The organism is Neobacillus sp. S1227, from assembly GCF_055385255.1.
The window spans coordinates 182,501-194,758 of record NZ_AP038276.1; the positions used below are offsets into that span (position 1 = coordinate 182,501).

General features: G+C 43.0%; 8 protein-coding genes, 8 tRNA genes and 2 rRNA genes (1 of these 18 running past the window's edge). All 18 read left to right on the top strand.

The genetic code is table 11. The annotated features are described in order from the left end of the window. Window positions 1–538: ribosomal RNA gene (locus ACZ5AE_RS00990) — 23S ribosomal RNA — on the top strand; it begins 2,398 nt to the left of the window's first position. Window positions 539–920: 382 nt separating this feature from the next. Next, a 5S ribosomal RNA gene (gene rrf, locus ACZ5AE_RS00995) occupies window positions 921–1,037 on the top strand. A 10-nt stretch (window positions 1,038–1,047) separates the two neighbouring features. Beyond that, window positions 1,048–1,122 (top strand) — tRNA-Asn (locus ACZ5AE_RS01000). Between the two features lie 28 nt (window positions 1,123–1,150). Then, window positions 1,151–1,223: transfer RNA gene (locus tag ACZ5AE_RS01005), tRNA-Thr, on the top strand. A 24-nt stretch (window positions 1,224–1,247) separates the two neighbouring features. Then, window positions 1,248–1,322: transfer RNA gene (locus ACZ5AE_RS01010), tRNA-Glu, on the top strand. 6 nt (window positions 1,323–1,328) lie between these two features. Further along, a tRNA-Val gene (locus tag ACZ5AE_RS01015) sits at window positions 1,329–1,404 on the top strand. Between the two features lie 9 nt (window positions 1,405–1,413). Continuing rightward, window positions 1,414–1,489 (top strand) — tRNA-Thr (locus ACZ5AE_RS01020). Between the two features lie 8 nt (window positions 1,490–1,497). After that, window positions 1,498–1,582, top strand: a tRNA-Tyr gene (locus ACZ5AE_RS01025). A 45-nt stretch (window positions 1,583–1,627) separates the two neighbouring features. Beyond that, window positions 1,628–1,702: transfer RNA gene (locus ACZ5AE_RS01030), tRNA-Gln, on the top strand. A gap of 7 nt (window positions 1,703–1,709) precedes the next feature. Continuing rightward, window positions 1,710–1,782: transfer RNA gene (locus ACZ5AE_RS01035), tRNA-Lys, on the top strand. Window positions 1,783–2,327: 545 nt separating this feature from the next. Beyond that, window positions 2,328–3,227 (top strand): arginase, encoded by a 900-nt coding sequence (gene rocF, locus ACZ5AE_RS01040; protein WP_464568659.1) that lies wholly within the window; start codon window positions 2,328–2,330, stop codon window positions 3,225–3,227. Between the two features lie 264 nt (window positions 3,228–3,491). Next, a complete protein-coding gene (gene sigW, locus ACZ5AE_RS01045; protein WP_213120988.1) occupies window positions 3,492–4,055 on the top strand; it encodes an RNA polymerase sigma factor SigW in 564 nt (187 codons plus the stop codon). Continuing rightward, complete coding sequence (locus tag ACZ5AE_RS01050; protein WP_464568661.1) at window positions 4,048–4,698, top strand: zf-HC2 domain-containing protein; 651 nt, start codon at window positions 4,048–4,050, stop codon at window positions 4,696–4,698. Before sigW ends, ACZ5AE_RS01050 begins: the two co-directional genes overlap by 8 nt. Window positions 4,699–4,825: 127 nt before the next feature. Further along, on the top strand, window positions 4,826–5,653 hold the full coding sequence (cdaA, locus tag ACZ5AE_RS01055) for a diadenylate cyclase CdaA (protein WP_464568663.1): 828 nt from the start codon (window positions 4,826–4,828) through the stop codon (window positions 5,651–5,653). Continuing rightward, entirely contained in the window at window positions 5,646–6,863 is a 1,218-nt protein-coding gene (locus ACZ5AE_RS01060) for a CdaR family protein (protein WP_464568665.1), read from the top strand. The genes cdaA and ACZ5AE_RS01060 overlap by 8 nt, the downstream gene beginning before the upstream one ends. 36 nt (window positions 6,864–6,899) lie before the next feature. Then, complete coding sequence (glmM, locus tag ACZ5AE_RS01065; protein ID WP_464568667.1) at window positions 6,900–8,252, top strand: phosphoglucosamine mutase; 1,353 nt, start codon at window positions 6,900–6,902, stop codon at window positions 8,250–8,252. A gap of 452 nt (window positions 8,253–8,704) precedes the next feature. Beyond that, window positions 8,705–10,507: a glutamine--fructose-6-phosphate transaminase (isomerizing) gene (gene glmS / locus ACZ5AE_RS01070; RefSeq protein ID WP_464568669.1), complete on the top strand. Its 1,803-nt coding sequence runs from the start codon at window positions 8,705–8,707 to the stop codon at window positions 10,505–10,507. A gap of 226 nt (window positions 10,508–10,733) precedes the next feature. Next, window positions 10,734–11,663 (top strand): phosphate ABC transporter substrate-binding protein, encoded by a 930-nt coding sequence (locus tag ACZ5AE_RS01075; RefSeq protein WP_464568671.1) that lies wholly within the window; start codon window positions 10,734–10,736, stop codon window positions 11,661–11,663. Window positions 11,664–12,258: the final 595 nt, after the last annotated feature.

Sequence of the window (12,258 nt, forward strand, 5' to 3'; positions counted from 1 at the left end):
TCGAGCAGGGACGAAAGTCGGGCTTAGTGATCCGGTGGTTCCGCATGGAAGGGCCATCGCTCAACGGATAAAAGCTACCCTGGGGATAACAGGCTTATCTCCCCCAAGAGTCCACATCGACGGGGAGGTTTGGCACCTCGATGTCGGCTCATCGCATCCTGGGGCTGTAGTCGGTCCCAAGGGTTGGGCTGTTCGCCCATTAAAGCGGTACGCGAGCTGGGTTCAGAACGTCGTGAGACAGTTCGGTCCCTATCCGTCGTGGGCGCAGGAAATTTGAGAGGAGCTGTCCTTAGTACGAGAGGACCGGGATGGACGCACCGCTGGTGTACCAGTTGTCTTGCCAAAGGCATCGCTGGGTAGCTATGTGCGGACGGGATAAGTGCTGAAAGCATCTAAGCATGAAGCCCCCCTCGAGATGAGATTTCCCATAGCGTCAAGCTAGTAAGATCCCTGAAAGATGATCAGGTTGATAGGTCAGAGGTGGAAGCGCGGTGACGTGTGGAGCTGACTGATACTAATCGATCGAGGACTTAACCAAATCGAAAAGCGGAAGCGGCCGGTTAGCAACGTATGGCCTGGAGGGCTTTGACTGAGATAAGTGTAAACTCGCCGATTGGCAAGCCGTTAGGCGCAGACAGAGGCGTAGTTGAACTTATGCGTTCAGAATTTAGTAATAAATTCTGATTAGCTAAAGGAAACACGATGAGCGCAAGCGAATCGATGTTGACTTATCGTAGGGAAAAGACCGAAGGACACTAGTTGCTGGACGCTGGAGCTAGACAATGAACAATGTAATTTGGCGAACTCGTTCTTATCATACTTCTTCTGTATTATCTAGTTTTGAGGGAATGAAAAAATTTGAAATTTCCTCTTGAAAAATATTAAAAAGGCATTATAATAAAAAAGTGTCTGATATATGGTCTGGCGGCAATGGCGAGAAGGTCACACCCGTTCCCATCCCGAACACGGAAGTTAAGCTTCTCAGCGCCGATGGTAGTTGGGGCGAAAGCCCCTGTGAGAGTAGGACGCTGCCAGGCATTTCATTATTCCGCAGTAGCTCAGTGGTAGAGCTATCGGCTGTTAACCGATCGGTCGTAGGTTCGAGTCCTACCTGCGGAGCCATTTTATTTTTATCAACAAAGATAGCTGTGCTTCCATAGCTCAGTAGGTAGAGCACTTCCATGGTAAGGAAGAGGTCAGCGGTTCGAGCCCGCTTGGAAGCTTACCTGATTTTTATTATATAATATGGCCCCTTGGTCAAGCGGTTAAGACACCGCCCTTTCACGGCGGTAACACGGGTTCGAATCCCGTAGGGGTCACCACTTATTGGAGGATTAGCTCAGCTGGGAGAGCATCTGCCTTACAAGCAGAGGGTCGGCGGTTCGATCCCGTCATCCTCCACCATATTATTACGCCGGCTTAGCTCAATTGGTAGAGCAACTGACTTGTAATCAGTAGGTTGAGGGTTCAAGTCCTTTAGCCGGCACCACTTTTTGTGGAGGGGTAGCGAAGTGGCTAAACGCGGCGGACTGTAAATCCGCTCCCTCAGGGTTCGGCGGTTCGAATCCGTCCCCCTCCACCATTTATATCTTTTCGATATTTGGACAAGCTAGAAGTATCACATTATTGGGCTATAGCCAAGCGGTAAGGCAACGGACTTTGACTCCGTCATTCGTAGGTTCGAATCCTGCTAGCCCAGCCATTGTAGTGAGCCATTAGCTCAGTTGGTAGAGCATCTGACTTTTAATCAGAGGGTCGAAGGTTCGAGTCCTTCATGGCTCATAACTCTTACGAAAAACCCGAGGATATTGTATCCTCGGGTTTTTTATTTTCTCCATATAACTTGTCTAAAAGACATTTCTCCATCGACTAGCGCTTGAACTGTCTAATAGGGGCTGCCTAAAGGACATTTCAGTATCACCACGGCCTAAATTGTCCAATAAAAGCAGTTAAAAAGGACATTGCGCTTCTAATCGGGGTTCAAATTGTCAAATAGAAGCTGTCTAAAGAACATTTTTCTATCGAATAGATCCTGAACTGTCCAATAGAAGCCGTGTAAAGGTCATTTTGCCATCAATCAGGACTTGAACTGGTCCAATAGAAGCCGTCTAGAGGACATTCCACCGTCAATCGTACTTGAATTGTCTAATAGGCCAATTTTAAAGAAAGGTTCCCCCTTTTTTATTCAACCAATTTTCTATAAAGGGTTCCACCACCCGCACCTCTCACCGCCCCGTCCAGCGCATATATATACAAATTTCTGTCGAGTTGAGTCATCATTATGAAAGCGGTTAAAATAGAGGCATAGACAATTAGGAGGAGACATAATGAAAAAGAAACTTTCGATTATTGGAATGCCAATGGACCTTGGGCAAATGCGCCGCGGGGTTGATATGGGACCAAGTGCCATTCGATATGCTGGTATCAACGAACGCCTAAAGCCGCTATTTTCAGAAATTCACGACATGGGAGATATTCCAATTGGAAGACCAGAGGTTGTCGTCGATAAAGAATCCAATCTAAGAAACTTAGACCTGGTTGCAGAAAAAAATGCTCTACTTGCAGAAAAGGTTGACGAAGCCGTTAATGAAGGCTGGTTCCCGCTTGTTCTTGGCGGCGATCACAGCATTGCCATCGGCACATTAGCCGGTGTGGCCAAGCATTATCAAAACCTGGGTGTCATCTGGTACGATGCCCACGGTGACCTAAATACGGCTGAAACAAGCCCATCCGGAAATATCCATGGTATGCCTCTTGCAGTCAGCATTGGCTTAGGCCACCCATTATTAACAAATATCGGCGGCTATGCACCAAAGGTGAAACCTGAGAATGTCGTCATTATCGGAGCACGCTCCCTTGATGAAGGAGAACGGATTTTAATTAAAGAAAGAGGCATCAAGGTTTACACCATGCACGAAATTGACCGTCTGGGAATGGCAAAGGTAATGGAAGAAACAATCGCTTATCTCAAAGAAAGAACAGATGGTGTCCACTTATCTCTTGACCTCGATGGTCTAGATCCAAGCGAATGCCCAGGCGTAGGGACACCAGTAATGGGTGGAATCAGCTACCGCGAAAGTCATCTTGCTATGGAAATGCTTGAGGAGTCAAAATTAGTTACCTCCGCAGAATTTGTTGAGGTAAATCCAATTCTCGACGAAAAAAATAAAACCGCCTCCATCGCTGTCGGATTGATGGGATCGTTATTCGGTGAAAAACTTCTTTAAAAATGGTGCAGCAGCAGCTACCCCCGGTAGCTGCTGCTTTTTTCATAACGCAAGAACGAATTTTTACAATTCATTTATCATTCCTCCACAAAACGTTCATAATTCCAATGTAACATTACTATTAATACCTCTATGAATTCTTTTAGCAATTTTTAGTAATTTTTTGTTAAAATTATAGATATTGAGAACTTTTTTTACCTAAAACGAAACCTTTTTGCTAACGATACGTATATCGGGTAGCAGCATTGGAGCTGAGGTAATTTAATGGAAGCTATAGTAAAAAAGAGAATAAAACAAGTCATTAAAGGCGACCAAGACGCATTTGGGGAAATTGTTGAAATATATAAAAACAGTGTTTTTCAGCTTTGTTTTCGAATGCTTGGGAACCGGCATGAGGCTGAGGATGCAGCACAGGAAGCTTTCATCCGCGCCTATGTGAATATAAAATCCTTTAACCAAGATTTAAAGTTCTCCACGTGGCTTTTTCGAATTGCCACCAATCTTTGTATCGACCGGATGCGTAAAAAGAAACCGGACCATTATTTAGATGCAGAGGTGGCCGGAACGGAAGGGCTGTCGATGTATTCGCAGATTCCATCTAACACCGAACTGCCGGAAAAGGAATTAGAAAGCATGGAACTGCAAGAGACGGTTCAAAAGGAAATTTTAAAACTCCCTGAAAAATATCGGTCAGCCATCGTATTAAAATATATGGAGGATTTGTCTTTAAATGAAATAAGTGAAATTCTCGACCTGCCGGTTGGAACGGTCAAAACAAGAATTCACCGCGGACGGGAAGCGCTAAAACAACAATTAAGGTATGTGTAAAAAAAGAGGTGAAACAAAAATGTGTCCAGACCATATCATCGAACTCATGCACGAATACTTGGACGAAGAAATTGATTCAGAGAAGGAGAAGGTTCTACGATTACACCTCCAAAACTGCAAAGACTGTGAAACGATTTTTAACGAACTGAAGAAAACGATCGCTTTTGTCAAAAGCGTTTCAAATATGCAGGCACCAGCCAATTTTACAGCTAATGTTTTGGCACGTCTGCCGAAGGAAAAGAAGAAGGTACTAATGACACGCTGGTTTAAGAATCACCCAATTTTGACTGCTGCATCCCTATTTGTTGTCTTAATGGGTGGCAGCCTGATGTCAACCTGGAATCATGAGCGGGAGTTCTCTGTGACTAAACAACGAAATTTAATTGTCAAAAACAATACGGTCATTGTCCCTAAGGGAGAAGTCGTCAAGGGTGACGTTGTTGTCCGAAATGGAACACTCAGAATAGAGGGGGAAATCCAGGGAGATGCGACCGTCATCAATGGAGAAAAGTACCTTGCTTCTGCAGGCCATGTTACGGGCGATATTGAAGTGGTAAATGAAGTGTTTGATTGGATCTGGTATCAGATGAAAAATACAGCCAAAGAAGTAGTAGGTGTTTTTGACCGGACGGAAACTAAATAAATAACAAATCACTCAAAATCGAGTGATTTGTTTTTTTTAAACAGTAACATATAATAAGTACAAGTTTAGTTTGTGATATAATATATTGGTTATATTGTTTTACTAGCAAATTTACGGAGGAAAAACCATGCCGTTTGCCGATTGGACATTCTGGAAGTATATATCGAGTACGATTGATATTGTCCTTGTCTGGTATGTCATTTATAAATTAATTAATATTATTAAAGGAACCAAAGCGGTTCAGCTTTTAAAAGGAATTTTTGTTATTCTGCTTGTGAAAGTCGCCAGTGACTTTTTCGGGCTGACCACCTTGAGTTGGATGATGGAGCAGGTCATTACCTACGGATTTCTGGCCATTATCATTATTTTCCAGCCAGAGCTTAGAAGGGCCCTTGAACAGTTGGGAAGAGGCCGATTTTTTTCGAGGTCAAATAATCCTGAAGATGAGGATCAGGAGAAAACAGTGGAAGCCATTATTAAAGCAACAGATTACATGGCGAAACGGAGGATTGGAGCCCTAATTTCGATTGAAAGAGAAACGGGGATGAGCGATTACATAGAAACCGGAATTGGATTAAATTCAAGAATTTCTTCCGAATTGCTAATCAATATCTTCATTCCGAATACACCGCTTCATGACGGCGCAGTCATTATCCAAAGAAATAATGTGGCGGCAGCTGCGTGTTATCTGCCTTTATCGGAAAGCCCCTTTATTTCAAAAGAATTGGGAACACGGCATAGGGCGGCTTTAGGAATAAGCGAAGTGACGGACAGTATCACGGTTGTCGTATCAGAGGAAACAGGCGCCATTTCGCTTACCAAAAATGGCGAATTGCACCGTGATTTAAAAGCGGATGAATTTCGCGAATTACTAACAAATGAACTGATGGATCAGCACAAAACAAAACAAGCTTCTTCAGCTCGTTGGAACTGGAGGGGAAAAAGCAATGGATAAATTAATGGATACTCGATGGTTTATAAAAATCTTGGCACTTTTATTGGCGGTTTTGTTATACTCCTCGGTTCCACATGCCGGCAAAGAAGTATATGTGCCTGGAGAGAAAACGAGTGAGACCATAAAAGATATTCCAGTAAAGATTTATTATGATACTGAAAATCTAGTTGTTACGGGAATACCATATACAGTCGATGTAGGCCTCAAAGGGCCGATCACCCATATTCAATCGGCCAAGGCATTAAGAAACTTCGAGGTTTATGTGGATTTAACCAATGCCAAAATAGGACGGCAGAAGGTGAAGCTGAAGGTTAAGGATTTATCCGATAAATTGCAGGCTTCTATTAAGCCGAACTCCGTTTATGTAACTATACAAGAAAAAATAACAAAGGAATTTAAGGTAGAGGCAGAGTTTAACCCGGGCCAAGTAGAAGATGGATATGCTGCTGGAACCCCAGTAGTGGAACCGAAAAAAGTAAAAATTACAGGAGCTAAAAGTGAAATCGACCGAATTACGTTTGTTAAGGCCGTCCTTGAGGAAAAAGAAAAGCTGAAGGAAACCACGACAAAAACGGCTCGGATTCAGGTTCTTGATAAGGATTTAAATAAACTGGATGTAACGGTGGAACCGGAAACAGTTAAGGTTACACTCCCAATCAAAGAAACAGCAAAAACGGTACCTATCAATATAGTTAGAAAAGGTTCTCCGCCATCCGGCGTGACAATAGAATCTATTGACCTAGATACAGCGGAGGCTGTTATTACGGGTGATGAAGATATATTAAGAAATACCGAGAATGTCAGGGTAGAAGTGGATGTTAGTAAAATAAATGATAATACGACATTGGATTTGCCTGTTATTATTTCAAATGGCATCTCAAAGGTAACCCCGCAAATGGTAAAAGCCACTGTAAAGGTTAGCAAGCAGGCGGAAACAACCGTATCTGGAATTCCGCTTAAGATTAAAGGCTTGGGGCCCAATTTGATAGCGGACATTACCGACCCGGGAAACAAGGTGATTAATTTAATCGTAAATGGGCCAAGCACTGCCTTAAGCGGTCTAGGGCCGGATGATTTTAACGCATATGTTGATCTCTCCAGCCTTCCGGAAGGAAATCATGAAGTGAATATTCATGTTGACGGCCCGCCGAATGTTAATTATAAGCCTGATAAATCTACAGCAAAAATAACAATAACAAACAATGCTTAATTTGGAGCAATAGATATAGAAGGAGCGGATAAAGAAATGGGAAAATATTTTGGAACCGACGGAGTACGTGGAGTCGCAAACAGCGAATTAACTCCGGAGCTGGCCTTTAAACTAGGCCGGTTTGGCGGATATGTGTTGACAAAGGAACATGCCCGTCCAAAGGTTTTAATTGGACGTGATACTCGGATTTCCGGGCATATGCTAGAAGGCGCGCTTGTTGCCGGGTTGCTTTCGATTGGAGCAGAAGTCATGCGCCTTGGTGTTATTTCTACACCAGGTGTTGCCTATTTGACTAAAGCTTTAGGAGCACAGGCAGGTGTCATGATTTCTGCCTCTCATAATCCGGTTGCAGATAACGGGATTAAATTTTTCGGTCCGGACGGTTTTAAGCTTTCTGATGAGCAGGAATTGGAAATTGAAGATTTAATGGACCTGCCAGAGGACCAGCTGCCGCGGCCGACAGGTGCCGACCTTGGTCTTGTCATGGACTATTTCGAAGGCGGCCAAAAATACCTGCAATATTTAAAGAATACGGTGGATGAAGACTTCTCCGGAATCCATGTGGCATTGGACTGTGCCCACGGGGCAACCTCGTCGCTTGCGATGCACTTATTTGCAGATTTGGATGCGGATTTGTCAACGATGGGAGCAGCTCCCAATGGCTTAAATATTAATGCGGGCGTAGGTTCAACACATCCGGAAGCGCTGGCTGCTTTAGTAAAGGAAAAAGGGGCAGATGTTGGTTTGGCCTTTGACGGAGACGGCGACCGCTTAATTGCGATTGATGAAAATGGGAACATCGTTGATGGGGACCATATCCTTTATATTTGTGGAAAATACCTAAAGGAACAGGGCCGATTAAAGCATAATACCATTGTTTCAACCGTCATGAGCAACCTTGGTTTTTATAAAGCAGTTGAAAGTCAAGCCATTCAAAGTGTTCCTACGGCAGTGGGCGACCGCTATGTTGTTGAGGAAATGAAGAAAAATAACTATAACCTCGGCGGTGAGCAATCCGGTCATATTATTTTCCTTGACTATAATACGACTGGTGATGGGTTATTAACAGGCCTGCAGTTGGTGAATATTATGAAAGCAACTAAGAAGAAGCTTTCCGAACTCGCGGCAGAAATGAAAAAGTACCCGCAAAAACTTGTCAATATCAGGGTTACAGATAAACACCATGTAACCGATAATGAAAAGGTTAAAGAAATTATTGAACAGGTGGAAAGCGAAATGGCTGGAAACGGTCGTATCCTTGTCCGGCCGTCAGGAACAGAACCGCTTGTCCGCGTGATGGCAGAAGCATCTTCAGAAGAGCTTTGTGAAGAATATGTAAACCGCATTGCTTCTGTTGTTAAAGCAGAAATGGGTTTAAACGAAGAATAAAAGTCGTTATATGCATAAGGGAACCTATTAAGCCCTTATGCATATTTTATTATGTATGATTTAAATTTTGCCATAAAGTTTTAAGTTGACGAACCAATGTGTATCATGTACTATTAACTTGCTTTGTTTACTAAAAGCAATGTTATTGGAAGGGGGGCAGCGGCAGGAAAGTTGTTCTACAAAAGCGCCAGAACTAGCCGAAAGAGGGTTTGGCTAGTTGACGAGGTGGAGGATTATCGAAATGTTCGGCGGATACCTCCCGGTTGAAATGCACAACCGTCAATTTCTTCCTTAAAACACGGAGGCAACTCGGTGCACAAAGGGGAGAAAATGCACATACTAAGATAATGTTGAAAAAGGTATAGACAGATACCTATAAAAAAACAGAGATAAGGGGGCAGGTACGCCTCCAAAGCTTCTTGCCCCCTATATCAGGGAGGAAAAGAATAAATATGTGCGGAATTGTTGGATATATTGGAAATCTAGATTCGAAAGAAATTTTGCTAAAAGGTTTAGAAAAGCTTGAATATAGAGGCTATGATTCAGCGGGTATAGCTGTTAAAAACGAAGACGGGATTCAAATTTTTAAGGAAAAAGGACGCATCGCCGACCTTCGCAGCATTGTCGATGAAAATGTATTGGCACACGTGGGAATCGGCCATACACGTTGGGCAACACACGGGGTTCCAAGCAGGGGGAATTCCCACCCGCATCAAAGCGCATCCGGCCGCTTTACGCTTGTTCACAACGGCGTCATCGAAAACTATGATCTGCTAAAGCGCGAATATTTAGCGGATATTTCTTTCAAAAGTGAAACCGATACAGAAGTCATTGTGCAGCTTGTCGAGAAGTTTGCGAATGAAGGTCTGAGCGTATTAGAGGCTTTCCGCAAAACATTGGCACTTTTGCATGGCTCGTATGCTCTAGCGCTTTTGGATGCAGAAGACAACAACATCATTTATGTAGCAAAAAATAAGAGCCCGCTGCTTGTCGGCCTAGGGGACGGCTTCAATGTGGTCGCAAGCGATGCGATGGCAATGCTTCAAGTAACCGATCAGTTTGTTGAATTAATGGATAAGGAAATTGTCATTGTAACAAAAAGTGATGTGACCATTCAAAACTTAGATGGAGAAGTCATCAGCCGTGCGCCATACACAGCCGAGCTTGATGCCAGCGATATTGAAAAGGGAACATACCCTCACTATATGTTGAAAGAAATTGATGAGCAGCCTGCTGTTATTCGTAAAATCATTCAACATTATCAAGATGAGCAGGGCAAGCTTATGATTGACCGCGACATCATTGATGCTGTAAATGCTGCGGACCGAGTTTATATCATTGCCGCAGGGACTTCATATCATGCTGGACTTGTGGGTAAGCAGTTCATTGAAAAAATGGCTAAGATTCCGGTCGAGGTTCATATCTCCAGTGAATTTGGCTACAATATGCCGCTTTTATCTGAAAAGCCATTGTTTGTGTTTATTTCACAAAGCGGTGAGACTGCCGACAGCCGTGCCGTGTTGGTTCAGGTAAAAGAAATGGGCTACCCAGCGTTGACGATTACGAATGTGCCTGGTTCGACATTATCACGTGAAGCAGATTATACTTTATTGTTGCATGCCGGCCCGGAAATCGCCGTAGCATCTACGAAGGCATACACAGCCCAGCTTGCTGTTTTGGCAATTTTAGCTGAAGTAACAGCGAAGAGCCGTGGTTTAGAAGTTGGCTTTGACCTGATTCATGAGCTAGGCTTGGTTGCAAATGCGATGGATGTTCTATGTGATTCAAAAGAAATACTTGAAGTGATTGCCCGTGAGTTTTTCTCAGTTACACGGAATGCGTTCTTCATTGGCCGTGGAATCGACTTTTATGTCGGCCTAGAAGGTGCCTTAAAGCTTAAGGAAATTTCCTATATTCAAGCAGAAGGCTTCGCCGGCGGAGAATTAAAGCATGGAACGATTGCCTTAATCGAAGAAGGTACTCCGGTCGTTGCTCTTGCGACACAGGAAAGCGTGAATTTAAGCATTCGCGGCAATGTGAAGGAAGTTGTGGCCCGCGGCGCCAACCCATGCATTATCTCAATGAACGGTCTCAACATGGATGATGATAGCTTCGTCATTCCGGAAGTGCACGAATTATTAACACCACTTATCTCTGTCATACCATTACAAATCCTTGCCTACTACGCAGCCCTTCACCGTGACTGCGACGTCGACAAACCGCGCAACCTCGCGAAGTCGGTAACAGTGGAGTAGGGAATGGGGACGGCTCTTTTGCTTCAGTTTTTGAAGCAAAAGAGTCGTCTTTTTTTATGCCATAGCATGTTGAAAATGGGGATGGATTTCGAACACAGAAGAACACCGCCCTCCATTTTTTACATAACTTTTACATTCTATTTATACTGGATTAATACTAATGTCCTATCTTAATATGTGTAAGGCAAATAAATATAATCAAACTTCCTGAGGAGGAACCAATTCAATGAAAAGCTTGAAAAAACTAAGCCTTCTTACATTATTTGCTGCATTAATGGTATTCATGGCGGCATGTGGGGGCGTGGCTTCTACAGAAAAGACAGAGGGGAATACTGGCAAAGAAACACCTAAAACTGAGGAAAAGAAAGAACTTTCAGGTTCATTAGTTATCTCTGGTTCATCTGCCATGCAGCCATTAGTAGCAGCGGCAGCAGAAGAATTTATGGCTGAAAATCCTAAGGTTGATATTCAAGTAAATGCGGGCGGTTCTGGTACAGGCTTATCACAAGTTTCTGAAGGATCAGTTCAAATTGGTAACTCGGATGTATTTGCTGAAGAAAAAATTCCTGATCAAGCAAGCGAACTTAAAGACCATAAAGTAGCTGTTGTAGGAATGACTGCTGCTGTTAACCCTAATGTTGGAATTAAAGATATTAAAAAAGATGACTTAATTAAAGTATTCACTGGTAAAATCACAAACTGGAAAGAACTTGGCGGCGAAGATCAAAAAATCGTTCTTGTAAACCGTCCTGACTCTTCAGGTACTCGTGCCATTTTCAATAAGTTTGCTCTTGACGGCGCAACTCCTGCAGAAGGCGTGACTGAGGATTCTTCAAACACGGTTAAAAAGATTATTAACGAAACAGACGGCGCTATTGGTTACCTTGCATTCTCTTACTTCACTGATGACACTGTAACTCCTCTTGCAATCGATGGTGTTGAAGCAACTGCAGAAAACGTACAATCTGGCAAATTCCCAGTGTGGGCATACCAGCACTCTTATACTAAAGGTGAGCCAACTGAAATCGCCAAAGCATTCCTTGACTACCTAATGAGTGACGATGTTCAAACCACTTTATTAAAAGAACAAGGTTACCTTCCTGTTACGAAAATGAAAGTAGAACGTGACGCTGAAGGAAAACAAAAAAATCTATAATGTAGATAAAAAAGGTAAGTGCGCAAGCATTTACCTCTTTTTATCTATTTAATGATCTATAAGTCGATAAAAAGCTGCCGATTCCCGCATCTAGGATCAAGCGGGTCCGCACTTATCGGTGGGGGATCGGGTTAAGTACCCGAGCTGATAAATAGACGGAAAAATTCCGCTTAATGAGTAACTATTATAAAAAAGGCTTAAATAGAGACGGAGAGATTCCCCCTATTGACTCGAAAAGATCGAAAATGGGAGGTTTTCTTTGCATAATCGGAAGTTCTCCCCTTATTAACCCCAAAACGAGCTCCATTCTGCAATCAACCGAAAAATCCCCGCTTATTTTACTTTTGCTGATTACTCGATTAAGGAAAAAGACATCTTATTGGAAAGGAAGTGTGTTTTATCTCAAAAATCCAAAAGAACCTCATTTTGATGCATTACGGTGAACCGCTTCACAAGTAGGTGAGATTTTTTATAAATAAGGTAATTGTATTCTTAATAATGAAACTCGCCAATTACTATAGAGAGTTTTACTTTTTCAAATACCAATAACGATGCCAATACGACTGTCATTTTGGCACGCATTTAGAAAAGCACC